This is a genomic window from Nonomuraea sp. NPDC050022 (assembly GCF_044460705.1).
Classification (GTDB): domain Bacteria; phylum Actinomycetota; class Actinomycetes; order Streptosporangiales; family Streptosporangiaceae; genus Nonomuraea.
Genome location: NZ_JBITKE010000003.1, coordinates 944,007 through 967,466 on the forward strand (window position 1 = coordinate 944,007; position 23,460 = coordinate 967,466).

Consider the following 23,460-nt stretch of genomic DNA (forward strand, 5'->3'; position numbering starts at 1 on the left):
CCGTCACTCGGCCGCCTTGGGCCGGTAGGAGGCGATGATCACGCCGCTCTTCATGACCTTGGTGTCGACCAGCTCGAACGACGCCTTGAAGTCCTTGAGCGGCGTCGTCACGCTCTCGGCGCCTTCCAGCACCGGGGTGATCCAGAACCGGACTTCGTCCAGCAGACCCGCCCTGATGAGCTGGGTGGTGACCGAGCCGAAGCCGTACTGCAGGATGTCCTTGCCGTCCTGGGCCTTGAGCTTGGTGACCTCCTCGATCAGGTCACCCTGCAGCACCTCGGTGTTCTTCCAGGTGGGGTCGGTCAGGGTGGTCGAGGCAACGTACTTCTTGACGTTGTTGAAGTAGGCGGCGCCGGTGGTCGGGTCACTCTCGTCACGGGTCGGCCAGGCGGCGGACATGCCGTCGTACGTGGCACGACCCATCAGCAGCGCGTCGGCGCCATTCGTCTGCTCGCCGGCGAAGGCGGCGGCCTCGTCGTCGAAGTAGGGCATCGTCCACATCGGGTTCTCGATGACGCCGTCGAGGGTGATGTAGGTCGAGTTGATGAGCTTGCGCATCGGGATCTCCTCAGTGTCGGGGTGCTGCTCGGTGACACCCACAACATTTCAGGTCCCGCTGACGATTCTCTTAAGATGCCCTACTCGGCCGATCTTCGGCTAATGGATCAGCGTACGGTCGTCGCCCGCGCGATCCAGCTCTCCGGCCCCGTGGCCGTCGTCAAGGGGGACCTTCTCGCCCCCGTACGCCTTCGACATCCGAACGCGCAGTCTGCCCAGTGGGCCGCGCATGCCCTTCGGCGGGATGCCCGCGCTGTCGGGCTCGGCGACCGCCAGCATCGCCACCGGCTCCTTGCCCCGTACGTGCGCCTCGATGTCGTCCGCCGCCGGAACGTGGGCCTCGACGAACTCACCGCTGGGCAACCGCTTGATCACACCCGATTCGACGCCATGGGAAATGATGCCCGCGTCGTAGCGCTGGAGTCCCAGACATATCCGGTACGTGATCACATACGCCAGCACGGGCGCCACGAAGATCAGCACCCGGCCCGCGTACGTCGTCACATTGAGGCTGATGTGGAAATAGGCGGAGATCTCGTCGTTGGCACCGAAGAGCCAGAGCACGCCATAGAACACGATGGCCGTCATGCCGATCGCCGTGCGGTGCGGGTTGTTGCGCGGGCGGTCGGCGAAGTTGTGCTCGCGCTTGTCACCCGTCACCCACTGCTCCAGGAACGGATACACCGCCAGACCCGTCAAGACGATACCCAGCGGGGCCAGCGCCGGGATGATGACGTTGAGCGGCACTGTGCCCGCATGAGACGTACCGAACAGGTTGATCTCCCACGGAGGCATGATGCGCAACGCGCCTTCGAGGAAGCCCATGTAGAAGTCGGGCTGCGAACCCGCCGACACGTCGGCGGGCGTGTAGGGCCCGAACAGCCAGATCGGGTTGATCTGGGCGAACGTCGCCAGCCCCGCGATCACCCCGAACGTGAACAGGACGTACGCGCCCGCCTTGGCCATGAAGGCCGGATAGAACGGCGCACCGACCACGTTCTGATTCGTCTGCTTCTTACCGGCCATCTGGGTGTGCTTCTGCATCCACATGAGCACCAGGTGAGCGGTGACCAGCGCCAGGATGATGCCCGGGATCAGCAAAATGTGCAGCGAATAGAACCGGGAGATGACATCTCCGCCCGGATACTCTCCGCCGAACAGGAAGAACGTCGCGTACGTACCGACCAGCGGCAATGAGACCAGCACACCCTCGGTGATCCGCAGACCGGCGCCGGACAGCAGGTCGTCGGGCAGCGAGTATCCGGTCAGCCCCTCAAGGAGCGCCAGTGTCAGCAGCAGCACGCCGATCACATGGTTGAGCTCGCGCGGCTTGCGGTAGGCGCCGGTGAAGAACACCCGCAGCGCGTGCACGATGGTGCTCGCCACGAAGATCAGCGCCGACCAGTGATGCATCTGCCTGAGCAGGAGGCCACCCCGGACGTCGAAGCTGATCTCCAGCGACGACGCGTAGGCCTCGGACATCATGACGCCTTTGAGCGGGGCGTATGACCCGTCGTAGACGATCTCCGCCATGCTGGGCTTGAACCAGAACGTCAGGAACGTCCCGGTCAGCAGCAGGAAGACGAACGCGTACAGCGCGATCTCCCCCAGCAGGAACGTCCAGTGGTCGGGGAAGATCTTGCGCATGTTGCGCTTGATGAAGTTGGCCGCGCCGAGGCGTTCATCGAGCCAGTTCGAGGGGCTTGAGACGGCGTTCGGGATGGTCTTGAGCTCATTCATCCGTGATCTCCGACCGCCATGTCAGGCACTGTGGGCATGTCGCTCCCCGTTCTCGTGGACACCTCCCTACATAGACGCCATAGGGGTCGGAAATGTGACATGTCCGCCCGCACTGGGCGCCCTCCGCACCCATGACAAAGGGACCCGGCACGCTGCCGGGCCCCTCCTTGAGATGGCTAGAAGTCGAACTCGCCCCGCTTGGCGCCGTCCATGAACGCGGCCCACACCGACGCGCTCACCACGTAGGGCTGCAGGTCAGGCCGCTCGGTGTCGCGGATACCCACGCGACCGGCGGACAGCGGAGCAACCTCCAGGCAGTCTCCGTTGTCACCCGAGAACGAGGACTTCCGCCAGTCAGCAGTCTTGAGTTCCTCGATCAGCTTCAGGTCCATTCCTGCTCCAACCTCTCTTCGATCCTCTTGACAGACAAGCTCTGGGGAAGGGCTTCCGCGCGGCACATGTGATAGCGGAGGCCGAGGACCTCGATCTCAGCCGCCCTGTCCCACACCTTCCCCGAAACCGGGCTATCTACGAAGGCGGCTCTGGGACCACCCGTCGTATGCGCGATCACGAAGCCTCCGAGCAGCCCAGCCGTGACGCGGGCCCTGAGCGGGAGGATCTGGATCGTGATACACGGACTATGAGCCGCCTCGACGAGGTACGCCAGTTGGTCGCGGGTGATACTTTCGCTCCCGATCGGACGGTAGAGGATCGACTCATCAAGAACCGCCCAGAGCGTGGGCGGATTGTCTCCGGCGAAGATGCCCTTCCGCGCCATCCGCGACTTGACCGCCTCCTCAACCTGGGCATCGGTGACGCCCGGTTTTCCCTCCACGATGGCGCGGGTGTAGTCCTGCGTTTGCAGGAGACCAGGAACAATGGTCGGCGCCCAGGTCCAGAGTTCGCGAGCGGTCGCCTCGATGTCGAGCCAGGGGGCGAGCGTCTTGAAGACGGACTCCCGCTTGCCGACCGGCAGGAAGTCGACCAGACGGCCCGGCTCCAGCCCCAGTCTTTCCTCGCAGCGCTTGGCGAGCACCTCGGTCGGTGTGCGTACGGCTCGTTCGACGGAACCGACCTGGTTGGCGGAGAAACCGATCTTGTGGCCGAGTTGCCCTTGGGTCAGTCCCGCTTCGAGACGAAGCTGACGTAGTTCGTACCCGAAACGGGCCTCCGCACTGGCGTCTGGATTCAACTCTTTGGCAGGACGCATCGGGGGCTACTCCTGGTCTGATCCCACAGGATCACACAACATTTCCCACCGAGGGACTCATATTCGTGTGGCACGAGCCCTTACGGTCATCCCAAAAATTACCTGCCGGATGGCACGCTTACCAGTGCTTCAGGCCAACAATTCCCCGTGCGACACACGAATTCTCTAGATCGCGTGTTATAACGGCACAGAAATTCGGGCGAGTCAGGTGATTTACATGCCAATGCGAGCAAAAGATGCAATTCCCATCGGAGCAACCCGGCTGCGGCGCGACCACATGGCGCCGAAACAGGCGCGCGCGGCTGTCGCCTGGTGGCTCGCGAACGATCTCGCGACGGTGCCCGATGTGCAGCAGGCGGTCTCTGAGCTGGTCACGAACGCCTGCGAGCACGTGGAAGGGGGCCCGGACCGCGAGTGGGTCACGGTGAGCGTGGGACGCGGTAACGGCTTCTTTCGCGTCGAGGTGACCGATCCCGGCGCATTCGTAGGTGAGCCGCATATGGCCGAGTCCGCTCCCGAGGCCGAATCGGGGCGCGGTATTCGCATTGTCGCTGAACTGTCCAATGGGTGCTGGGGGACATTTGTCACCGCAGCCGATCACCGCATCGTGTGGGCCGACGTGAAGTTTCGGACGGTAAGGCCGAATGCCGAATCCATGTGTCTGGAAGCCCACCATTCAGCCACGACCTGAGTGCGGCGCCGCGTCCAGGTGACGAACAGGATCCCGGGCGAACCGTCCGAAGAGCGCGCGACCGAGAAGGGGCCTCAGCGGATACCACGCGCCGTCTTCGGCGCTGGCCACCAGGCCGCGTCTGCAATTGGGGTCGCCGGTGAGCCGGTGAGCCGGGGGACGACGTCGGTGACCACGGAGACCTCGCCCTTCTCGATCGCCTGGAACCACGAGATCCAGGTCTCGATCTGCTCTCCGCTGATGCCCAGTCGCCATCGCCGTGCGAAGGCTTCCTCAAGGGTCTCGGTTTCGAAGCGGTAGGGCCGGCCTGTGGCCGCGGCGATCCGGGTGACCGCTTCGTCGAGAGTCAGGGCCTCGGGCCCGGTGATCTCAAGGATCGCGCCGTCGTACTCGGAGCGGGGACCCTCATCGAGCGCGACGGCCGTGATCACGTCGGCGATGTCCTCGTGGGTGACGAAGGCGGCCCGGCCGGTGCTCGCGGGGCCGCTCACGACGAATTCCTCGTCGGCGAGGGCGGCCGGCGTCGACGCGTAGATGCCCGCCCGGAGCACCGTGTGGCGGATCCCGGCCCCTGCCAGGAACTGTTCGGTCAGCCACTGGTCGCGGGCGTTGACATAGGTGGCGGTGGGCGCCGCGCCGACGAGGGACACATACAGGACCCGGTTCACGCCGACCGCGATCGCGGCCTCGACCACGGTGGCGTGTTCCTCCAACCGACGTCCCGTGCGATGTCCGGAGACCAGGATGAGGGTCGACGCGCCCTCGAGCGCCGCGCGCATGTCCGAGGCGTCGGCGTAGGCGGCCGGACCGCGTCGCTGGGCGCCTGGCAGTTCGGGTATGCGGTCGGGGCTGCGTCCGACGAGGAGTTGGGGGACGCCATGCTCGGCGAGCCGGGCCGCGATCCGGCTGCCCAGCGCCCCGGTCACCCCGGTGACCGCCACCGTGTGATGGTTCCCCATGGATTTCCCTCCATCCGGGGCACCGCCGATCGTGGAATCTTGCTTCCGATTACCTACCTGGAAGTTGGAGCACATACGAAGGCATGCCACGAGCATATTCCCGCGCCTACTCACGAGGCCCTGTGACCTGCCGAAACGGCGAGCGAACAAGCCGTTTCCGCGCTAGCTCCCACCTGCCCGCGCGTTCTCCGAGCCAACCTTCGCGGCTGTGCGGGGCCCACCTCGCTCGGATCTTGTTGTCGCCTGGTCGTGGCTGTCCCGGTGTCTCAGTCAGATCATGTGGTTGGGCTTCCCGGTGTGCCGAGGGTTCGGCGGATGGCGTTGCGAAGCCAGTGGTGGGCTCCGTCGGCTCTGTGCCGGGGGTGCCAGGCCATGCCTATGGTCAGTGGTGGCAGTGCCAGAGGGATGTCGAGGAGGCACAGTCCGAGGACGGTGGCGGCGTCGGTGAGGGGTGAGTGGGCGGCGCCGGGGGGTGCGGCAGGTACGAGGCAGACGATGTCGCTGCGGCTGGCGAGGGTCATCGCGGCCAAGTGGCTGGGGAGGACGACGCTGACCCGCCGGTGAAGGTTCTGCTCGGCCAGGGCGGTGTCGAGAGGACCGGTGAACCGGCCGCGGCGGCTGACCGCGACGTGCTGGGCGGCGGCGAGCCGGGCCGGGGTCAGAGGTCTTTCGGTGAGGGGGTGGCCTGGCCGGACGGCCGCCATCATGCGGAGGGTGACCAGTCCTTCTATCTGGGTTTCGGGGTCCACGTGGTCGATGGATCCGATCTCCAGGTCGATCCGGCCGTCGCGGAGGGCGGTTCCGGCCTCCAGTTCTTCGGCCCGGAGCCGGAAGGAGACCCCCGGCGCTTCCTGCTGGGCAAGTCGCAGCAGTCCGGGGGCCAGTGCCGCGCCGACCAGGTCGGCGGCTTGGAGGGTGAAGGTGCTGCGCAGGCTGGCGGGGTCGACGCCGGTGCCGGGGCTGAGCAGTGCGCCGAGGCTGCGTACCACTGCGGCGGCTTCGTCGCGCAGGGACTGGGCGCGTGGAGTGGGGACCATGGCCTGTCCGGCCCGGACCAGGAGGGGGTCCTGGAGGATGCGACGGAGGCGGGCGAGAGTGCGGCTCATGGCGGCGGGCGAGGTGTGCAGGCGGGCGGCGGCGCGAGTGACGCTGTGCTCGGTCAGGAGGGCGTCCAGCGCGATGGCGAGATTGGCGTCTATGACCGGCTCTGGGCTGTCCACCAGCATTATTCCGTTTCAGTCAATGATTGCGTGCCGAAGTTCCCATTGTGGCAACACGGCTGCCCTCCGCAGGATGAGGGTCGTACCGATCCGGCACGACCTGCGAGGTTTTCATGATCGTTATTACCGCTCCCACCGGGAACATCGGCCGTCATCTGCTTTCCAAGCTCCTGGAGTCCGCCCCCGCCACGGGTGAGGAGCTGCGCGTGATCGTGCGCGACCCCGCCCGCCTTCCGGACGCGGCGCGCGGACGGGTCGAGGTGATCACCGGCTCGCACGCGGAAACCGAGGTCCTCGACCGGGCCTTCGAGGGTGCGGACGCCGTCTTCTGGCTCGTCCCCCCGGACGCCTCCCTGGCCCCGCACGACGCCTTCAGCGGCTTCACCCGCCCCGCCGTGAAGGCGCTCGCCATCCACGGTGTCGGCCATGTCGTCGGGGTCTCGGCACTCGGCCGCGGTACTCCGGTCGCCGACCGCGCCGGCCTGGTCACCGCCTCCCTCGCCATGGACGACCTCATCGCCGGTACCGGTGTCGCCTACCGGGCCTTGGCCAGCCCGTCCTTCTTCGAGAACCTCCTGGAGGAGTCCGACTCGATCCGCGACAAGGGCGTCTTCACCGACACCGTCGACGCCGACCGCAAGGCCCCCCTCGTCGCTGTCGCCGACATCGCGGCCGCCGCCGCCGGCCTGCTGCTGGACCGCTCTTGGAGCGGAACCGACAGCGTCCCGGTCCTCGGGCCGGAGGACCTGTCCCCCAACGACCTGGCCCGCATCATGACCGCACAGCTCGGCCACCCCGTCCGCTACGAACGCCAGCCGCTCGACGAGCTGTACACCACCCTCGTCGGCTACGGCCTCAACAAGGCATTCGCCCAGGGCGTCGCCGACATGAAGCGAGCCAAGGACGAGGGCCTGGACGCCGGCGTCGCCCGCACCCCGGAGACCGCCTCCCCCACCGGCTTCGAGCAGTGGTGCGCCCAGACCCTCAAGCCCGCCGTCCTCTCATGAGGGCCCACCACCCGTCCCACTACCTTTGGAGGAGGCGTCCTGATGCCCGCTGAGGAAACCGAACCGCCGGTCACGGCGTTCATGCTCGTCAAGACCACACCCGCGTGGCTCGCCCTGACCGTCCAGGAACGTGTGGACGCCTTCACCACCCAGGTCCTGCCCGCGATCGAGGCCAGGACCATCGGCGTCCGGTCACGCTTCTACGACACGGAGTTCTACTCCACGCGCGTCACCGACATCTGGATGTGGGAAACGGAAGACCACCACGCCTACCAGCTCCTCATCGACGCACTGCGCGAAACCCCGTTCTGGGACCGCTACTTCGAGGTCGTCGACCTCCTCGTCGGCACCGAGAACGGCTACGCCCGCACCTATGGCCTCGATCCCGTCGCCACCATCACCACCTGACACACCACCCACCCCGCAGCGAGTGGGGGATGCCCGTCGACGTCGCGCGACACGGTGATGACCTGACCCGGCAGCGGATCGCCCTGAACGGATAACAAGCCTGTGAGCAGGGCAGAGTCACCCCTGTCGGGTCCTCTTGCGGGGAGGAGACCACAGATGGACCAGAACAAGGTGACGGAGTTCCTGGGCAGGTTCGTGAGCGACCTGGGGGCGACCGAGGCGGCGGGCTCCGTCGTGATCGGTCACCGACTCGGCCTGTATCGCGCCCTCGCCGAGGGGCCCGCGACTCCCGAGGAGTTCGCCGAGCGCACCAGGTGCCACCCGCGCTACCTCACCGAATGGCTGCGTGCGCAGGCCGCCGGCGGGTACGTCGGCTACGACGCGGCGACGGGCCGGTTCTCGCTCTCGGAGGAGCAGGCGTACTGCCTGGCCGACCCGGCCGGCCCGAACATACCGGCGGCGTACCTCATCGCGCTGGGCATGTTGCGCGCCGAGCCGCGCATCACCGAGGTGTTCCGCACGGGTGCCGGCTTTGGCTGGCACGAGCACGTGGAGGACGTCTTCGTCGGGTGCGACGCGTTCTATCGGCCGGCCTACGTGGCCGCGCTGGTGTCGAGCTGGATCCCGGCGCTCGATGGGATTGAGGAGAAGCTGAAGGCGGGGACCGTGGTCGCGGACGTCGGCTGCGGCCTCGGGTCGTCCTCGATCCTCCTCGCGCAGTCGTACCCGCGTACCACGGTCGTCGGCTCGGACTACCACGCCGAGTCCATCGAGCTGGCCCGCGAGCATGCCGCCGAGGCCGGGGTGGCCGACCGGGTCGACTTCGAGGTGGCCACCGCGCAGACCTTCGCCGGCACCGACTACGACCTGGTGACGATGTTCGACTGCCTGCACGACATGGGCGACCCGCTGGGGGCCGCCCGGCGGGTGCGGGAAGCGCTGGCTCCGGAGGGCGCGTGGCTGCTGGTCGAGCCGTACGCCGCCGACGCGGTGGAGGAAAACTTCACCCCCGTGGGGCGGCTGTACTACAGCGGGTCCACGTTCCTCTGCGTGCCCAACGCGCTGTCCCAGCCGGGCGGCTACGCGCTGGGCGCGCAGGCGGGCGAGGCGAGGATCCGCGAGCTGAGTCGCGAGGCGGGCTTCACCCGCTTCCGAAGGGCCGCGGAGACCCCGTTCAACCTCGTCTACGAGATCCGGCCATAGAGAGCCGTTATGCGACCTTGTCGGCGTACTTCTGCCGGGCGGCTTGCCGGGAGACACCGAGCGCGGTGGCGATGTGGTTCCAACTGTGGCCGTGGGCACGCGCAACCGCCACCGCCTCGGTGAGCCGCGCCTCATCGGCTCGGACCTGCTCGGAGGTCTCAGCGATCGCCCGCAGTTCGGACACGTCGTCGAACTCGACGTTGTCGGGCAGGGCGTCAGCCAACTGCTCAAAGCGCAGAGCCGCGCGCTCGATCTCCTCATCAGTGTGCTTCATATGATCACCTCTCTTCGCTACAGGGCTCGTCGGAACTTGGCGCGTAGCGGCATCGCATGGATGGCCACCGGGTCGTCCCCGTCGAGGTCGAGGACACCGATCTCCAGCATCCGCCCCGCCGAGTCCGGGCCGATCAGCATCGTGAAGCCTTCACCCATGTCAAGGCGGCGCATGGCACACCGCCAGGCGTGGACGATGTCGGCATCGGCCACATCATGCTTGCGGGCAGGCTCTCCAATCCGCATACAGACAATATACCTTGTCTAGTGCGTGTTCTCGGGTTCAAGCCCGAACCGGGTCGGCCTGGCATTCCCTATGTGCAAGAACAAGACCAGCCACTGGAGACGCCTCCAGCTCGAAGACCGAATCGGCTTAAAAGTTAGCTGGTTTGTCCGCCGCACAAGGCTGGGGTGCGCGAGGGGCGGGAGCCCCTCGCCCGGGGGCGAAGCCCCCAAGGAAATACGCCTGAGCGCCCGTCCGCGCGAAGCGCGCCACGGCGAAGCCCACGCTTGTCGGGGGTCGAAGGGGGCGGAGCCCCCTGGGCGACACGCCCGAACGCCAAACGCGCGAAGCGCGCCCCACCGGAAGGCCCACGCCTGTGGGCCCCCAGGTGAGAAGGCGTCAGGTGGTGGAGAAGGCCGCGTCGAAGGCGGTGGTCGGTGGGGTGATGGAGTTGAGGCCACGGATGTAGCCCAACGCCTCCCGTGCCCCGTCCAGCCGGTCCATCCCCGCGTCCTCCCACTCGATCGAGATCGGGCCCGCGTACCCGATCGAGTTGAGCGCCCGGAAGCAGTCCTCCCAGGCCACGTCGCCGCGACCCGTGGAGACGAAGTCCCAGCCGCGCCTCATGTCCGCCCACGGCAGGTGGGAGGACAGGCGGCCGCGGCGGCCGTCGCCCACGCGGACGCGGGTGTCCTTGCAGTCCACGTGGTAGATGCGGTCGGCGAAGTCGAGGATGAACGCCACCGGGTCGAGGTCCTGCCAGACCATGTGGGACGGGTCCCAGTTGAGGCCGAAGGCGGGGCGGTGGCCGATGGCCTCCAGGGTGCGCTGGGTCGTCACGTAGTCGTAGGCGATCTCGCTGGGGTGGATCTCGTGGGCGAAGCGGACGCCCTCCTGGTCGAAGACGTCGAGGATGGGGTTCCAGCGGTCGGCGAAGTCCTGGTAGCCCGCCTCCACCATCGAGGCCGGCACCGGCGGGAACATGGCCACGGTGTGCCAGATCGACGAGCCGGTGAAGCCGACCACCGTGTCGACGCCCAGCAGGGCCGCGGCTCGCGCCGTGTTCTTCATGTCCTCGGCGGCCGCCTGGCGTACGGACTCCGGGTCGCCCGAGCCCCAGATGCGGGAGGGCAGGATGGCCTTGTGGCGCTCGTCAATCGGATGGTCGCAGACCGCCTGGCCGACAAGGTGATTGGAGATCGTCCAGACCTTGAGGCCGTGCTTGTCGAGCTGGGCCCGCTTGGCGGACACGTACGACGGGTCGCTGATCGCCTGCGCCACGTCGAAGTGGTCGCCGGAGCAGGCGATCTCGAGGCCGTCGTAGCCCCATTCGGCGGCGAGCCGGCACACCTCCTCGAACGGCAGGTCGGCCCACTGGCCGGTGAACAAGGTGACCGGTCTCATATGTCCTCCACAACTGTGAAACGGCTGGAATCAGCCGCGCTACGCTCGACCGCCGCGAGCACGCGTTGCACCCGGAGCCCGTCCGCGAACGACGGCGCCGGGTCGCTGCCCTGGGCGATCGCTTCCAGGAAGTCCTTGACCTCATGGGTGAACGTGTGTTCGTACCCGAGTCCGTGTCCGGGTGGCCACCACGCCCCGGCGTAGGGGTGGTCGGCCTCGGTGACGAGGATACGTTTGAAGCCGCTGTCGCCCTCGCTGACCCACAGCTCGTTCATGGCCTCGAAGTCGAAGGCGAGGCTGCCGTTCGAGCCGTTGAGCTCGATGCGCAGCGCGTTCTTGCGGCCGGTGGCGAACCGGGTGGCCTCGAAGGAGGCCACGGCACCGCCGGTGAGCCGCCCGATGAACAGCGCGGCGTCGTCGACGGTGACGGGCCCGGTCTCCGATGAGCCCGCCGACACGGGACGTTCCTTGACGAACGTCTCGGTGAGCGCCGAGACGCCCACGATGTTCTGGCCGGTGATGAACTGGGCGGTGTCGATGATGTGCGCCCCGATGTCACCCAGGGCGCCCGATCCCGCCTTGTCCTTCTGCAGCCGCCACACCAGCGGAGACGAAGGGTCGACGATCCAGTCCTGGAGGTATTGGGCTCGTACGTGCCTGATCTCGCCGAGCCTGCCCTCCTCGACGTAGCGCCGGGCCAGCGCCACCGCGGGCACCCGCCGGTAGTTGAAGGCCACCATGCTCTTGGCGGTCGACGAGGCCGCCGCCCGCACCATGGCCTCCGCCTCGGCCACAGTGTTGGCCAGCGGCTTCTCGCAGAGCACGTGTTTGCCGGCCTCCAGGGCGGCGATGGCGATCTCGGCGTGGGAGTCGCCCGGCGTGCAGATGTCGACGATCTGCACGTCGTCGCGTTTGACCAGTTCCCTCCAGTCGGTCTCGGTGTCGGCCCAGCCGAGCCGGGCGGCCGCGGCGGCGGTGTGCTCCTCGGACCGGCCGGCCAGCACCGCCATGCGCGGTGCCAGCGGCAGGTCGAAGAAGGCGCCGACGCTGCGCCATGCCTGGGAGTGGACGCGGCCCATGAACGCGTAGCCGATCATGCCCACGCCGACGGTGGTTTGGTCTGACATGCAACCCCCGATCAGGATTCGAAGCCGAGTGGCAGGTATTTCTCGACGTTCTCCTTGGTAATGGTCTCCGACGCGAGCGTGATCGACTGTGGCACCTGGTTCTCCACCAGGTCGCTCATGCCCTTCTGCTGCGCGATCAACCTGGCCAGCTTGATGGCTGACGAGGCCATCGTAGGACTGTAGGTGACGGTGGCCTTCAGCACGGAGGTGCCTGACTGGATCTCCTTCATGGCGTTCAGGGAGCCGGCGCCGCCGACCATGAAGAACTCGTTCCTGTTCGCCTCCTTGATGGCGGCGAGCACGCCCACGCCCTGGTCGTCGTCGTGGTTCCACAGGGCGTCGATCTTCTTGTGCGCCTGCAGCAGGCTGGCGGCCACCGAGTTGCCCGTCTCCACGGTGAACTTGGCGTCCTGCTTCGCGGTGACGCTGAAGCCGAACGTCTTCAGCGCGTCGGCGAACCCCTTGCTGCGGTCCTGGGTCAGCGGGAGCGTCGCGATGCCCTGGATCTCCACGATCACCGGGTTCGAGACGCCCTTGTCCTTGAGCTGCTTGCCGATGTACTGGCCGGCCGCGACGCCCATGCCGTAGTTGTCGCCGCCGATCCAGGTGCGGTACGCCAGCTTGTCGGGGAAGATCCGGTCGAGGTTGATGACCGGGATGCCGGCCTGGGTCGCCTGGAGCGCGACCTGGTTGAGCTGCTGGCCGTCGTTCGGCAGGATCACCAGGGCGCTGACCTTGGCCGCGATCAGCGACTCGACGGCGGAGATCTGCTGGTTGATGTCGTTCGTGGGCTCGACGGGCTTGAAGTCGACGTCCGAATACTGCTTGGCCGCGGACTCGGCGTTCTTGGCGATGGCCGCGATCCAGCCGTGGTCGGCGGCGGGCGCGGAGAAGCCGATGACCACCTTGGTGCCGGGCTGGTCGTTGCCGCTGGCCGCGGGCGCGGGAGCGGGCGCCGTTGACGAGGGCGCGGCGGCGGGCTCGTTGCTGGTGCAGCCGGCCGCTAACATCACGGCTCCACCGACCAGGAAACCCCTGCGCGCGACGTTGTTGCTCATGGTGCTCTCTCCTTCAGGTTCCGTCGCTGGAGAAGGACGGCGACGACGATGATCAGGCCCTTGGCGATCAGCTGGTCGCTGGTGTTGAGCCCGTTGAGGATGAACAGGTTCGTGATGAGGGTGAAGATCAGCAGGCCCAGGATCGAGCCGATGATCGTGCCGCGGCCGCCCGTGAGCAGGGTGCCGCCGATGATGACGGCGGCGATGGCGTCGAGCTCGTACAGGTCGCCGTGTGTGGAGGAGCCCGTGGTGGTGCGGGCCATGATGAGGATGGCGGCGATGCCGCAGCACAGCCCGGACAGGGCGTACAGGAGCATCGTGTGCCGGCGGACGTTGATACCGGCCAGCCGGGCCGCTTCGGGGTTGCCGCCGACCGCGTAGGTGCGGCGGCCGAAGGTGGTGCGGTTGAGCAGGATCCAGCCCAGCACCACGACTAACGCGAAGATGTAGACCAGTAGCGGGACCCCGAGCAGCCGCGTGGTCGACAGGTCCACGATCGCGCCGTTGTCGGACTGGATGATCTGCGTCTTGCGGTCGGACATGCGCTGGGCCAGCCCGCGCGCCGCGACCAGCATCGCCAGGGTGGCGATGAAGGGCACCAACCGCCCGTACGCGATGAGCAGCCCGTTGACCAGGCCCGTGCCGGTGCCGACGAGGATCGCGCAGACGGCCATGACAGCCGGTCCGTACGCCTGCGTGGCCAGTGTGGTGGCCCAGACGGAGGCCAGGGCCATGGTGGCGCCCACCGACAGGTCGATGCCGCCGCCGATGATGACGAACGTGGCGCCGACCGTGATGACGCCGATCGTGGCGGCCAGCGACAGGATGCTGACCAGGTTGGAGGTGGTGGCGAAGTTCTCGGGCTTGGTGACCAGGCCGACGATCGCGAGCAGTACCAGCGCGACCACCAGGCCCAGGTGCCGCGCCTCTCCAAGCCAGGCCAGCGGACCGGGCGCCCGCACGGCCAGGCGGTTCTGCGGGCCCGCTTCTGCGGGGTTGCTCATCAGGCGGCTCTCCCATCCATGATCATGTCGAGCACGCGATGCTCGTCGAGCTCTTGGGCGTCGCCCTGGTGGATGACCGTCCCCTCGCGCAGCACCAGCACGCGGTCGGACAGGCCCAGCACCTCGGGCACCTCGCTGGACACCAGCAGCACGCCGATTCCCTGGTCGGCCAGCCCGCGGATCACCGCGTACAGTTCGGCCCTGGCCCCGACGTCCACGCCCCTGGTCGGCTCGTCGAGCAGGAGTAACTTGCGCCCGCCGAGCAGCCAGCGAGCCAGTACGGCCTTCTGCTGGTTGCCGCCGGACAGCGTCTTGATCGGCCGTTCTGGGTCGGGCGGGCGGATGTCGAGCATCTCGACCAGGCGCTGCGCCTCGGCCTTCTCGCGCACCCGGTTCATCCAGCCGAACGTGGCGAACTCCGGCAGGCTGCCCAGGGTGATGTTGGCGGTTACGCTCTGGTCGAGCAGGAGCGCCTGGGCCTTGCGCTCTTCCGGGGCCAGGCCCATGCCTTGCCGTACGGTGCCGACGACGTCGCCCCGCCGCAGGGCCTTGCCCGACAGCAGGACGCGGCCGGAGGCGCGACGGGCGCCGTAGACCGCCTCCAGGATCTCCGAACGGCCGGAGCCGACCAGCCCGGCCAACCCGACGATCTCACCGGCGCGGACCGAGAACGACACGTCGGCGAACGCGCCCGGCGAGCTGAGTCCTTCGACGCGCAGCACCTCCTCGCCAGGGGACTCGGCGGCGCGGGGCGGGAAGACGTACTCGACGTTGCGGCCGGTCATCAGCGAGACGATCTCGGAGGTCGGCGTGTCGCGGGCGGGCAGGCCGACGGCGACCGTGCGCCCGTCCTTGAGCACGGTGACCCGGTCGCCGATCTCGCGGATCTCCTCCAGCCGGTGCGAGATGTAGACGACGGCGACGCCCTGGGCGGTGAGCTCGCGGATGATGCGGAACAGGTTGGCCACCTCGTCGTGGGCCAGCGCCGCCGACGGCTCGTCCATGATGATCAAACGTGCCTCGTGGGAGAGCGCGCGGGCCATCGAGACGACCTGCTTGGCGGCCGGTGCCAGCCGCCCGACCTCGGCCTTCGGCCGGATCTCCGGGTGGCCGAGCCTGGCCAGCACCGCGGCGGCGGCCCGGTTGGCCGCTCCCCTGTTCACGAAGCCGGCGCGGGCGTGCTCGTGGCCCAGGAAGATGTTCTCCGCGACGCTGAGCCCGTCGACGAGGTCGAGTTCCTGGTAGATGGTGGCGAAGCCGAGCCTGATGGCGTCGATCGGGCTGCCCGCCCTGACCTGCGCACCGTTGAACTCGATCGTGCCCTGGTCGGGTTGGTGGACCCCGGCCAGCACCTTGATGAGCGTCGACTTGCCCGCGCCGTTCTGGCCGAGCAGACAGTGCACCTCGCCGGCGCTCACGTCGAGGTCCACCCCGTCGAGCGCGCGCACGCCGGGAAACTGCTTGACGATCCCCCTCATGACCAGCATTGGGGTCCCTTCAGGCGTTGACGATCCGGTTGATGTTCTCGGGTGACAGGTAGTTCTCGATCGCCAGGAGCCCGGCGCCCAGCGCGGCGGCGTTGATCCCGGTACGACTGGGCACGATCGAGAGGTGATGTGTGGCCAGCGGCAGCGATCTGCGGTAGACGGTCTCCTTGATGCCGGCGAGCAGGTGTTCGTGGACCCGCGACAGGGCGCCGCCGATGACGATCACCTCGGGGTTGAAGAAGTTGACCAGGCTGGCGAGCACCTCGCCGATCAGTCGGCCCGCCTCTCTGACCAGCCGGAGCGCTTGGGTGTTGCCCGCCTGTACCAGCGCCACGACGTCGGCCCCCGTCTCGGCGGGCGTGCCGAGCTCGGTCAGCCTCCTGGCGACGGCCGCGCCGCCGGCGACGGCCTCCAGGCAGGCGCTGTTGCCGCAGCGGCAGCCGGCGTCCTCGTGGCCGGAGACCCGGATGTGGCCGATGTCGCCGGCCGAGCCCTGAGCGCCGCGGTGCAGCTTGCCCTCGGCCACGATGCCGCAGCCGATGCCGGTGCCGATCTTGACGAACAGCAGGTGGCCGGCGCCGGGGTAGGCGTTGCGGTGCTCGCCGAGCGCCATGACGTTCACGTCGTTGTCGACGAGTACGGCGCAGCCCGCGAAATGCTCGGGAATCGGGTAGTCGTTCCAGCCGGGCATGATCGGCGGGTTGTTGGGCCGGCCCGTGGCGAACTCCACCGGCCCCGGCACCCCCATCCCGATCGCCTTGAGCGCGGCCCGGGGCCGTCCCGCCTCGGCGAGCAACCGGTCCAGCCGCTCGTCGACGTGGGCCAGAACCGTCTCCGGCCCCTCGGCGATCAGCAGCGGGTCCTCGCACTCGGCCAGCACGTCGCCCGAGATGTCCATCAGCGCGATCCTGCAGTGGGTGGCGCCCAGGTCGACGCCCGCGAAGGCGTGGTCCGCGGTGTGCAGGCGTAACTGCCGCGGCGGCCGGCCGCCGGTGGACTCGCCGCTTCCGGTCTCGGAGACCAGGCCGCGCTCGATCAGCGCGTCGACGCGCTGGCTGATCGTGGACCTGGCCAGGCCGGTGAGCCGGGCGAGGTCCGAGCGGGTGGTAGCGGAACCGGCGCTGATGAGCGTCAGAACGTCACCGGGCGAGCCCGGAGCGGAGGTCATGCGGCGACAATAAGATCACACAAGCAGCAAATCAAGAGTGTTAGCCGCCCAAACCCTCCCTACTTCCGCCGATAATCAAACAAAGATCTCTGAATTCGGACATAAGGGCGGTTCGGCCCCAGCGAGGTCGCGAAGCGCCGCCCAGCGGCGGCGACGCCGGGCGTACTCCTCGCCGCCCATGCCCCTGGCGCCCCCGCCACAAGCCCTGGCAGCTTGCCGCCACACGTTCCGGCGTCTCGGAGCAACCTCCCCCCGCGTGAGCGGTGCGCTGCCGAGCATCGGAGCCCGGCAGACCGTCAACATCTGGAGAACCATTAGTGGTCATTCGGTAAGAACTGTGCGGCGACCGGAGCACCCATTAGGAGGGCGCATATAACGGGTTCCGTGGCGAACACTTCGCTGGAATTCCGGGCGAAATGTCCCATGACCCGAACCGCCATCCACACGGGGAGTCCGAAATGAGAGAAAAAATCACGATACCTATTTTCGTGGCGATGGCCGTGGGAGGTGGGATCGCCTTCGGGACCGCAGGATTGGCGTCCGCCTCCACGGACAGCCAGGTGGCACCCACGAGCACCGCGAGCCCGCGACCCTATCCGCCGAGGCCCACTGCCAGTGCTAGTGCCGCCGCCACGCCGAGGGCCACCTCGACGTCGTCGTCGCACGTCAACATCGACGTCGACATCGACCCCGAGGAGTTCCGTGGGTGGCATCGTCGCCATCGGGGCTGCGGCCATGGGTGCTGTGGCCACGGGTGCCATGGCCACCACAAGGAGCTGCCGATGACCGGAGCACCCGTGAAGGCCCTGGCCGCGGCCGGTGCCGGCATGCTCCTGACGGGCACCGCCGGCACGCTGATCGCCATGCGGCGTCGCCGTTCGTACAGCGCGAAGTAAGTCGCCGATCTCACAGTGCGAAGTAAGAGACGCCGAGTTGTCATCGCCGGCCTGCTGGCTCCCGCCGCGGGCCTCACGCTGGCCGGGGGTTGGACCGCGCACCTCGCTCTGAGCGTGCGCGACCACCTGCAGGCGACCAGGAACGCGCTGGTCCTGCTGCGCGCGAGCGACCCCGGCCGGCTGGCCGGGACGCTCGCGGACGCGCAGTGGCACGCGACCGAGGCCCGCCGGCTCACCTCCGGCCCGGACTGGTCGTTGCTCGCTCGCACTCCCCTGGTCGGAGAGAGCGCGACGACCATCCGCGGTCTGGCGGAGGCCGCCGCGGAGCTGACCGGTGCCCTGACCGACGTGCACCGGGCCGCCGCGCCGCTGATCACGGCCGATGGGTCCGCCAAGGGCGCTTCCATGACCGACATGGGCGAACTGCTGGCCGACCTGGAGTCGGCGGCACCGGCCCTGGACGCCGCCGCCGACCGGGTCGCTCTGGCGCGCTCACGCCTGTCCGTTACCCCGGCGGACACGGGCGTGAGCGAGCTGGACGAGGCCCGCGTCACGGCCCTGGAGCAGGTCGATCGGCTGCACGGCTGGCTCGGCGCGGCGGCCGACGCCGCCGCCCTGCTGCCGCCGATGCTGGGCCATGACGGCCCACGCCGCTATTTCCTGGCATTCCAGACAAATGCGGAGGCGCGCGGAACCGGCGGCCTGGTGGGCGCCTTCGGCATTCTGAAAGCCGGGCAAGGAAAACTCGGCATTCAGCGGCTCTCCGCCAACACCCGCCTCGCGCCGAGTCCGGCACCGGTCGCCGACAATGGGCCGGCATTCAGCGCGCGTTACGGGCCGAGCGCGCTTTCCCTGCTCTCCAATTCCAATCTTTCCCCGCATTTCCCGTACGCCGCGACCACCTGGACCGCGCTCTGGGAGCGGCAGACAGGGCGGCGGCTGGATGGCGCCATCGCGACCGACCCGGTCGGGCTCTCCTACCTGCTGCGGCTGATCGGCCCGGTCACTCTCCCGGGCGGTGAGACGGTGACCGCCGAGAACGTGACCGACCTGACCGAGCGGGTGGCCTATGTCCGCTACCAGGATCCGGACGAGCGTAAGAAGTACCTCATCACGATCGCCGGCGCCGTCAGCGAGGCGATGACCCGGTCCCATCCGGATCCCCGCACCTTGATGTCCACCTTGGCGCAGATGGTGGATGAGCGGCGGATCCAGGTGTGGAGCCGCAGGGGCATCGAGCAGCGCCGCCTGGCGACGACGCCGCTGGGCGGAGTGCTACCCCGGGAACCTGGACCGTTCGCCGGACTGGTGGTCAACAATTCCGGCGGCAACAAGCTCGACTACTACCTCAAGCGCTCGGTCGACTATGAGCTGGGCCCCTGCCGTCCCGACGGGCAACGCGTCACGAAGGTGCGGGTCAGTCTCACCAATGACGTGCCGCGCAGGAAGCTGCCCAGGTACGTCACCAGCCGCCTTGACTCCCCGGAGCGCCCCCATGCCGTCGGATCCAACCTGCTGTGGGTGTCGCTGTACACCGGGGTCGGCGCGAAGAACGGCGGCGTGCGGATCGACGGCAAGCTCGTGGAGGTCATCAAAGAGGTCGAACGATCCCACCCCGTCTACTCCATCATGCTGGAGCTCGCGCCCCGGCAGTCGAAGACGCTGGAGTTCCTCCTGCTCGAACCCGCCTCGGACGCGGCGCCGCTGGTGCCCGTGCAGCCACTGGTCCATCCCCAGCAGACCAGCGTCACCCAGGACCATCGGGGCTGCACCTTCGAGACTCCCACCAAACAATAAAGACCGGCGTGCCGCCAACGAGCTTCTGACCAGGGCGTTCTACCGTCGCGCTCATGGAAGGCACGCCGGCTCGTTTCCACATCCTGTTCGTGTGCACGGGCAACATCTGCCGCTCCCCGCTGGCGGAGCGGCTGACCCGGTCGGCCCTCGGGCCGGCGTTCCGGGTGACCAGCGCGGGCACCCACGCCGAGCCGGGCATGGAGATGGCCGAGCACACGCGGCGGACGCTGCTTCGCCTCGGTGGCGATCCCACCGGCTTCGTCTCCAGCCCGCTGACCACCGAGGTGGTGGCCGCCGCGGACCTCGTGCTGACGGCCGCCGCCGCGCATCGCGCCGAAGTGGTGACCAGGCATCTCCAGGCCGCCGGGCGTACCTTCACCATCGTCGAGTTCGGCGCCTTGAGCGGCGCGGTCGAGCCCGCGGCGGTCACGTCTCATCGCGATCCGGTACGGCGGGCGCACGCGCTGGTCGACGAGGTGCGCGGGCTACGCGGCCTGGTGCCGGTGGACCGGCCCGACATTCTCGACCCCATCGGCGGCACCCGCTGGCACCACCGGATGGCGGGACGGAGGATCGCCAGATCACTCGACGTCCCGCTCCGGCTTCTCACACAGCCGTCGGCGCCTTGACCGCGGCCCTGGCCTCGGTCGCGGTGTCGGTCTCATACCCGTAGCCGTAGCCGTAGCCGTCGTATCGGCTGGCCTTGGCCGGGACGAAGTTCATGACCGTGCCCACGATGCGCGCGTTGATCGACGTCAGCAGCTCCGTGCCCCGGACGATGTGCTCCTGCCGGGTCTTGCCGTAACGGGCGACGAGCAGGACTCCGTCGCAGATCGCCGAGAGCGTCGCGGCGTCTGTCACCGGCAGCAGCGGCGGCGCGTCGACGATCACGATGTCGTAGTCGTCCATGACCTGGTCGATCACCTGGCGCATCCCTCGTGAGCCGAGCAGCTCGCTCGGGTTCGGCGGGATCTGACCGCTCGGCAGTACGAATAGGCGCGGCTCGCCCCAGGGCTGGATCACCTCGTCCAGCTTCGCCTTGCCGATCAGCACGTCCGTCAGGCCGACCGCGCCCTCGATGCCGAGGTAGGTCGGGATGCGCGGACGACGGAGGTCGCCGTCGACCAGGAGCACCCGCCAGCCCGCCTGGGCCAGGGTGATCGCGAGGTTGGAGGAGGTCGAGGACTTGCCCTCGTTCGGCAGGCAGCTGGTGATCACCAGGGATTTGGGCTGCCGGTCCACGCCGATGAACTGCAGGTTCGTACGGAGTGAGCGGAACGCCTCCGACCTGGACGATCGGCCTCCGCTACGGACGATCAGCGGGTGACGCCGCGCGTCCCGCTCGTACCCGATGATCCCGAGAGTCGAGCTCTTCGAGACCTGCTGCAGCGTGTCGGAGGTCTTGATGGTGGTGTCCAGACGATCGCGGAGCGTCAGCGAGCCGATGGCGATAACCAGCGCGATCAGTACGGCGACCACCAGGTTGACCACCGGCCTGGGGCTGACCGGCGTCTGAGGGATCTCCGCCTGGTCCACCACGGTGACCTTGACCGTGGGCCGGGTGGTCGAATTGACCCGCTCGAGCTGCTCGATCAGCTGCGTGAACCGCGCGCCCAGGGTGTTGGCCAGCTGTGCGGCGCGGGCCGGGTCGGTGTCGGTGACGGTCGCACGGAGCAGGACGGTGCCGGGGACGACCTCGGCGGAGATGTTCGCCTGCATCCGCCGGATGTCCTCGGGCGTGGTGATCTGGCTGACCACCCGGCGGCTGGACAGCAGAGTGGCGTAGGACTGCACCCGCTGCGCCGACAGCATTCCCGCCTGGTAAGCGGTGGAGAGGCTTCCTTCCCTGTCCTGGCCGGAGACCAGCATGGAGATCGTCGCGACGTACTGCGGCGGAGTGTTCGCGGTGACCACGACCGCCGTGCTGATCCCGATCCCCAGCGAGATGAGGAGGAGCAGCCAGTTCCGGCGCAGGAGCCGCATGTAGTAGAGCAGGTCCACTGGATCAACGCCGCCTTTCGCGGATTCTTGGAGGAGCCTTGAGGTCTTCGATCGGCGCGTAGATGTGCACACCCTGCAGCAAGGCGATGAGAACGATGGCGGTTCCGCCCGCGACCATCGTCGTGACCAGGGGCGATATCCAGCGCATGGCCATCAGCAGGCAGCAGCCGCCGGCCACGGCCGCCAGCGCGCCGAGCGTCGCGGCGGCCGTCCGGGTGCTGAGCCCCAGCCGGCGGAGCCGGTGTGTCACATGGTCGGTACCGCCTATCAGCGGCGAGCGGCCCGCCCGCACCCGCGAGAGGAACACGACGCCGGTGTCGACGGTGGCGACGAAGGTCGGCAGGAGCAATCCGGCGATCATCTCGCCCGGATCCTGCCCCCTCACCAGGAAGACCGCCGAGCAGGTGACCACGAATCCGATGAACAGGGATCCGGAGTCACCCATGAATATCCTCGCGGGCGCCCAGTTGTGCGGCAGGAAGCCGAGGCTGGTGCCCGCGAGCGCGATCAGCAGCAGCCCCAGCGCCGGGTGGCCGGTCATGAAGGCCGTGCCACCCAGGAGGGCGGCCGTGACGGTGCTGACGGCTCCCAGCGCGCCGTCCATGTTGTCCAGCAGGTTGAAGGAGTTGAGCATCACGACGATCCACACGACCGTGAGTCCTCCATCCACCCATCCATTGGCCGGTGTGCTGATGTGGACACCGGCCAGCGCGACCCCGCTCGCCGCCGCGGCCTCCACGACCAGCCTGGTGACCGGGCGCAGCGGGCCGACGTCGTCGATCAGGCCGACCAGCGACACCGCGGTAGCCGCCAGGAGGATCGCCATGATCCGGAGTTCGGCGAAGCCGAGCACCGCGATCACCGGCACGACGGTGCCGAGCGTGATCGCGATGCCACCCAGGTAAGGAGTCGGGCGGGCGTGCGCCTTCTTCTCGCTGGGGCGATCGGTCAGTTCCCATTGCAGCGCCAGGCGCCTCAACGGCACGATCGCCGCACAGCTGATCACGAAGGCGGCCACGCCGGTGGCGAGGGCGATCGTCGCGTTCACCGGTTGGACGCCGTGAGCTCTTCGCGCACCTGCTTGACGACCTCGGCCAGGATCTCGTCGAGAGTGTGCCGGGGAGCCCAGCCGGTGAGCTCGCGGATCCGGGTGGTGTCGGGGACCCGGCGGGTCATGTCCTCGAAACCCTGCTGGTAGGCCTCGTGATACGGGATGAGGTCGATCCCGGAGGTGGACCCGGTGTGCTCGATGACCAGCTTCGCCAGGTCCAGAATGCTCACCTCCTCCGCGGAGCCGATGTTGAAGGTCTGACCGACCGCCGCCTCGAGGTCGAGGAGGCGCAGCAACGCGTCGACGACGTCCGCGACGTGCGCGAAGCAGCGGGTCTGGCTTCCGTCGCCGAAGACCGTGAGCGGCGCGCCGCCGACCGCCTGATGGACCAGGCGCGGGATGACCATCCCGTACGCCGGGCTCTGCCGTGGGCCCACGGTGTTGAACAGCCGCACGACGATCGTCGGCAGGCCGCGCTCCTGGTGATAGGCGTTGGCCAGGATCTCGTCGACGGCCTTGGCCGTGCTGTAGGCCCAGCGCACCACGGACGGGCTGCCGAGGATGCGGTCGGCGTCCTCCCGCAGCGGTCCGGACGAGTTCTTGCCGTAGATCTCGCTCGTGCTGGTGATCAGGATCTTTTTCCGGTAGCGATGCGCGGCCTCGATGACGACCTCCGAGCCGCGGATGTTGGTCGTCAGGCACCGCAGCGGCTGCTCGACTATCAGCTTGACGCCGACCGCGGCCGCGAGATGGACGACGACGTCGCACTCGTGGACCAGTTCGTCCACCATGAGCTCGTCCAGCACGGAGCCCTGGACGAACTGAAGGTGGGGGTGGCCGGCGGCGAGCGCGAGGTTCGCGGTCCGTCCCGTAGACAGATTGTCGACCACCACGACGGAGTCACCGCGCGCCAGCAGCGCGTCGGTGAGATGGGATCCGATGAAGCCGGCCCCGCCTGTCAGCAGGTATCGCATG

At 68.3% G+C, this 23,460-nt stretch carries 24 protein-coding genes; 7 read left to right on the top strand and 17 right to left on the bottom strand.

The genetic code is table 11. The features are described from left to right. Positions 1 to 3: 3 nt before the first annotated feature. The 4 genes from ACIBO2_RS15865 to ACIBO2_RS15880 all read right to left on the bottom strand — a co-directional run bounded on the left by ACIBO2_RS15865 (position 4) and on the right by ACIBO2_RS15880 (position 3,508). Positions 4 to 558 (bottom strand): dihydrofolate reductase family protein, encoded by a 555-nt coding sequence (locus tag ACIBO2_RS15865; RefSeq protein WP_358539025.1) that lies wholly within the window; start codon positions 556 to 558, stop codon positions 4 to 6. 99 nt (positions 559 to 657) lie between these two features. After that, a complete protein-coding gene (locus ACIBO2_RS15870; protein ID WP_358539023.1) occupies positions 658 to 2,298 on the bottom strand; it encodes a cytochrome bc complex cytochrome b subunit in 1,641 nt (546 codons plus the stop codon). Between the two features lie 176 nt (positions 2,299 to 2,474). Beyond that, the gene (locus ACIBO2_RS15875) at positions 2,475 to 2,690 is read right to left on the bottom strand and encodes a DUF397 domain-containing protein (RefSeq protein WP_397297535.1); all 216 of its coding nucleotides are present in this window, start codon (positions 2,688 to 2,690) and stop codon (positions 2,475 to 2,477) included. Beyond that, complete coding sequence (locus ACIBO2_RS15880; protein ID WP_358539018.1) at positions 2,681 to 3,508, bottom strand: helix-turn-helix transcriptional regulator; 828 nt, start codon at positions 3,506 to 3,508, stop codon at positions 2,681 to 2,683. Before ACIBO2_RS15880 ends, ACIBO2_RS15875 begins: the two co-directional genes overlap by 10 nt. Before the next feature lie 217 nt (positions 3,509 to 3,725). On the opposite strand from ACIBO2_RS15880, the gene ACIBO2_RS15885 reads away from it, so the two are divergent. Next, positions 3,726 to 4,199, top strand: coding sequence for an ATP-binding protein (locus ACIBO2_RS15885; RefSeq protein ID WP_358539016.1), 474 nt, complete (start codon positions 3,726 to 3,728; stop codon positions 4,197 to 4,199). 74 nt (positions 4,200 to 4,273) lie between these two features. Here ACIBO2_RS15885 and ACIBO2_RS15890 read toward each other — a convergent pair whose 3' ends face one another. Together ACIBO2_RS15890 and ACIBO2_RS15895 are read right to left on the bottom strand one after the other, a co-directional pair. After that, positions 4,274 to 5,158, bottom strand: a complete 885-nt coding sequence (locus tag ACIBO2_RS15890) for an NAD(P)H-binding protein (RefSeq protein WP_397297538.1) — start codon at positions 5,156 to 5,158, stop codon at positions 4,274 to 4,276. Between the two features lie 275 nt (positions 5,159 to 5,433). Beyond that, positions 5,434 to 6,378 (bottom strand): LysR family transcriptional regulator, encoded by a 945-nt coding sequence (locus ACIBO2_RS15895; RefSeq protein ID WP_358539011.1) that lies wholly within the window; start codon positions 6,376 to 6,378, stop codon positions 5,434 to 5,436. Positions 6,379 to 6,491: 113 nt separating this feature from the next. On the opposite strand from ACIBO2_RS15895, the gene ACIBO2_RS15900 reads away from it, so the two are divergent. From ACIBO2_RS15900 to ACIBO2_RS15910, 3 genes are all read left to right on the top strand, one after another. After that, on the top strand, positions 6,492 to 7,385 hold the full coding sequence (locus tag ACIBO2_RS15900) for an NAD(P)H-binding protein (RefSeq protein ID WP_358539009.1): 894 nt from the start codon (positions 6,492 to 6,494) through the stop codon (positions 7,383 to 7,385). A 42-nt stretch (positions 7,386 to 7,427) separates the two neighbouring features. Next, positions 7,428 to 7,793, top strand: coding sequence for a darcynin family protein (locus ACIBO2_RS15905; protein WP_358539007.1), 366 nt, complete (start codon positions 7,428 to 7,430; stop codon positions 7,791 to 7,793). Between the two features lie 156 nt (positions 7,794 to 7,949). Continuing rightward, positions 7,950 to 8,996: a class I SAM-dependent methyltransferase gene (locus ACIBO2_RS15910; protein ID WP_397297541.1), complete on the top strand. Its 1,047-nt coding sequence runs from the start codon at positions 7,950 to 7,952 to the stop codon at positions 8,994 to 8,996. Between the two features lie 7 nt (positions 8,997 to 9,003). On the opposite strand, the gene ACIBO2_RS15915 is transcribed toward ACIBO2_RS15910, so the two are convergent. The 8 genes from ACIBO2_RS15915 to ACIBO2_RS15950 form a co-directional block, all read right to left on the bottom strand. Beyond that, positions 9,004 to 9,270: an ECF-type sigma factor gene (locus ACIBO2_RS15915; RefSeq protein WP_358539002.1), complete on the bottom strand. Its 267-nt coding sequence runs from the start codon at positions 9,268 to 9,270 to the stop codon at positions 9,004 to 9,006. A 17-nt stretch (positions 9,271 to 9,287) separates the two neighbouring features. Beyond that, on the bottom strand, positions 9,288 to 9,515 hold the full coding sequence (locus tag ACIBO2_RS15920) for a hypothetical protein (protein WP_358539000.1): 228 nt from the start codon (positions 9,513 to 9,515) through the stop codon (positions 9,288 to 9,290). A 376-nt stretch (positions 9,516 to 9,891) separates the two neighbouring features. Next, positions 9,892 to 10,896 carry a sugar phosphate isomerase/epimerase family protein gene (locus ACIBO2_RS15925; RefSeq protein WP_358538998.1) on the bottom strand — a complete coding sequence of 335 codons (1,005 nt, stop codon included), beginning with the start codon at positions 10,894 to 10,896 and terminating at the stop codon, positions 9,892 to 9,894. Next, the gene (locus ACIBO2_RS15930; protein ID WP_397297544.1) at positions 10,893 to 12,023 is read right to left on the bottom strand and encodes a Gfo/Idh/MocA family protein; all 1,131 of its coding nucleotides are present in this window, start codon (positions 12,021 to 12,023) and stop codon (positions 10,893 to 10,895) included. Before ACIBO2_RS15930 ends, ACIBO2_RS15925 begins: the two co-directional genes overlap by 4 nt. Positions 12,024 to 12,034: 11 nt before the next feature. After that, complete coding sequence (locus tag ACIBO2_RS15935) at positions 12,035 to 13,081, bottom strand: substrate-binding domain-containing protein (RefSeq protein ID WP_358538994.1); 1,047 nt, start codon at positions 13,079 to 13,081, stop codon at positions 12,035 to 12,037. Further along, complete coding sequence (locus ACIBO2_RS15940) at positions 13,078 to 14,085, bottom strand: ABC transporter permease (RefSeq protein ID WP_225292217.1); 1,008 nt, start codon at positions 14,083 to 14,085, stop codon at positions 13,078 to 13,080. The genes ACIBO2_RS15935 and ACIBO2_RS15940 overlap by 4 nt, the downstream gene beginning before the upstream one ends. Further along, positions 14,085 to 15,572, bottom strand: a complete 1,488-nt coding sequence (locus ACIBO2_RS15945; RefSeq protein ID WP_358538991.1) for a sugar ABC transporter ATP-binding protein — start codon at positions 15,570 to 15,572, stop codon at positions 14,085 to 14,087. The genes ACIBO2_RS15940 and ACIBO2_RS15945 overlap by 1 nt, the downstream gene beginning before the upstream one ends. Positions 15,573 to 15,582: 10 nt before the next feature. Beyond that, positions 15,583 to 16,740: an ROK family transcriptional regulator gene (locus ACIBO2_RS15950; protein WP_358538988.1), complete on the bottom strand. Its 1,158-nt coding sequence runs from the start codon at positions 16,738 to 16,740 to the stop codon at positions 15,583 to 15,585. A 782-nt stretch (positions 16,741 to 17,522) separates the two neighbouring features. Here ACIBO2_RS15950 and ACIBO2_RS15955 point away from each other — a divergent pair. The 3 genes from ACIBO2_RS15955 to ACIBO2_RS15965 are packed head-to-tail and all read left to right on the top strand — an operon-like array spanning position 17,523 to position 20,062. Then, positions 17,523 to 17,636, top strand: coding sequence for an LPXTG cell wall anchor domain-containing protein (locus ACIBO2_RS15955; RefSeq protein WP_358178670.1), 114 nt, complete (start codon positions 17,523 to 17,525; stop codon positions 17,634 to 17,636). 15 nt (positions 17,637 to 17,651) lie between these two features. Next, entirely contained in the window at positions 17,652 to 19,433 is a 1,782-nt protein-coding gene (locus tag ACIBO2_RS15960) for a DUF4012 domain-containing protein (RefSeq protein ID WP_358538985.1), read from the top strand. Between the two features lie 53 nt (positions 19,434 to 19,486). Continuing rightward, entirely contained in the window at positions 19,487 to 20,062 is a 576-nt protein-coding gene (locus ACIBO2_RS15965; RefSeq protein ID WP_397297548.1) for a hypothetical protein, read from the top strand. On the opposite strand, the gene ACIBO2_RS15970 is transcribed toward ACIBO2_RS15965, so the two are convergent. The 3 genes from ACIBO2_RS15970 to ACIBO2_RS15980 are packed head-to-tail and all read right to left on the bottom strand — an operon-like array spanning position 20,040 to position 23,459. Beyond that, positions 20,040 to 21,434, bottom strand: a complete 1,395-nt coding sequence (locus tag ACIBO2_RS15970) for a polysaccharide biosynthesis tyrosine autokinase (RefSeq protein ID WP_397297550.1) — start codon at positions 21,432 to 21,434, stop codon at positions 20,040 to 20,042. The two genes, ACIBO2_RS15965 and ACIBO2_RS15970, sit on opposite strands and share 23 nt — an antisense overlap. Before the next feature lie 4 nt (positions 21,435 to 21,438). Continuing rightward, the gene (locus ACIBO2_RS15975; protein ID WP_358538977.1) at positions 21,439 to 22,482 is read right to left on the bottom strand and encodes an MraY family glycosyltransferase; all 1,044 of its coding nucleotides are present in this window, start codon (positions 22,480 to 22,482) and stop codon (positions 21,439 to 21,441) included. Then, the gene (locus tag ACIBO2_RS15980; protein ID WP_358538974.1) at positions 22,479 to 23,459 is read right to left on the bottom strand and encodes a GDP-mannose 4,6-dehydratase; all 981 of its coding nucleotides are present in this window, start codon (positions 23,457 to 23,459) and stop codon (positions 22,479 to 22,481) included. Before ACIBO2_RS15980 ends, ACIBO2_RS15975 begins: the two co-directional genes overlap by 4 nt. Position 23,460: the final 1 nt, after the last annotated feature.

What these genes read in the sequence shown, in the direction of transcription:
- ACIBO2_RS15965 (WP_397297548.1), top strand. Translation starts at nt 19,487, where the DNA reads ATGGAAGGCACGCCGGCTCGTTTCCACATCCTGTTCGTGTGCACGGGC.
- ACIBO2_RS15950 (WP_358538988.1), bottom strand. Translation starts at nt 16,740, where the DNA reads ATGACCTCCGCTCCGGGCTCGCCCGGTGACGTTCTGACGCTCATCAGC.
- ACIBO2_RS15865 (WP_358539025.1), bottom strand. Translation starts at nt 558, where the DNA reads ATGCGCAAGCTCATCAACTCGACCTACATCACCCTCGACGGCGTCATC.
- ACIBO2_RS15955 (WP_358178670.1), top strand. Translation starts at nt 17,523, where the DNA reads ATGACCGGAGCACCCGTGAAGGCCCTGGCCGCGGCCGGTGCCGGCATG.
- ACIBO2_RS15875 (WP_397297535.1), bottom strand. Translation starts at nt 2,690, where the DNA reads ATGGACCTGAAGCTGATCGAGGAACTCAAGACTGCTGACTGGCGGAAG.
- ACIBO2_RS15940 (WP_225292217.1), bottom strand. Translation starts at nt 14,085, where the DNA reads ATGAGCAACCCCGCAGAAGCGGGCCCGCAGAACCGCCTGGCCGTGCGG.
- ACIBO2_RS15935 (WP_358538994.1), bottom strand. Translation starts at nt 13,081, where the DNA reads ATGAGCAACAACGTCGCGCGCAGGGGTTTCCTGGTCGGTGGAGCCGTG.
- ACIBO2_RS15945 (WP_358538991.1), bottom strand. Translation starts at nt 15,572, where the DNA reads ATGCTGGTCATGAGGGGGATCGTCAAGCAGTTTCCCGGCGTGCGCGCG.
- ACIBO2_RS15980 (WP_358538974.1), bottom strand. Translation starts at nt 23,459, where the DNA reads ATGCGATACCTGCTGACAGGCGGGGCCGGCTTCATCGGATCCCATCTC.
- ACIBO2_RS15920 (WP_358539000.1), bottom strand. Translation starts at nt 9,515, where the DNA reads ATGCGGATTGGAGAGCCTGCCCGCAAGCATGATGTGGCCGATGCCGAC.
- ACIBO2_RS15885 (WP_358539016.1), top strand. Translation starts at nt 3,726, where the DNA reads ATGCCAATGCGAGCAAAAGATGCAATTCCCATCGGAGCAACCCGGCTG.
- ACIBO2_RS15890 (WP_397297538.1), bottom strand. Translation starts at nt 5,158, where the DNA reads ATGGGGAACCATCACACGGTGGCGGTCACCGGGGTGACCGGGGCGCTG.
- ACIBO2_RS15915 (WP_358539002.1), bottom strand. Translation starts at nt 9,270, where the DNA reads ATGAAGCACACTGATGAGGAGATCGAGCGCGCGGCTCTGCGCTTTGAG.
- ACIBO2_RS15930 (WP_397297544.1), bottom strand. Translation starts at nt 12,023, where the DNA reads ATGTCAGACCAAACCACCGTCGGCGTGGGCATGATCGGCTACGCGTTC.
- ACIBO2_RS15925 (WP_358538998.1), bottom strand. Translation starts at nt 10,896, where the DNA reads ATGAGACCGGTCACCTTGTTCACCGGCCAGTGGGCCGACCTGCCGTTC.
- ACIBO2_RS15905 (WP_358539007.1), top strand. Translation starts at nt 7,428, where the DNA reads ATGCCCGCTGAGGAAACCGAACCGCCGGTCACGGCGTTCATGCTCGTC.
- ACIBO2_RS15910 (WP_397297541.1), top strand. Translation starts at nt 7,950, where the DNA reads ATGGACCAGAACAAGGTGACGGAGTTCCTGGGCAGGTTCGTGAGCGAC.
- ACIBO2_RS15880 (WP_358539018.1), bottom strand. Translation starts at nt 3,508, where the DNA reads ATGCGTCCTGCCAAAGAGTTGAATCCAGACGCCAGTGCGGAGGCCCGT.
- ACIBO2_RS15870 (WP_358539023.1), bottom strand. Translation starts at nt 2,298, where the DNA reads ATGAATGAGCTCAAGACCATCCCGAACGCCGTCTCAAGCCCCTCGAAC.
- ACIBO2_RS15900 (WP_358539009.1), top strand. Translation starts at nt 6,492, where the DNA reads ATGATCGTTATTACCGCTCCCACCGGGAACATCGGCCGTCATCTGCTT.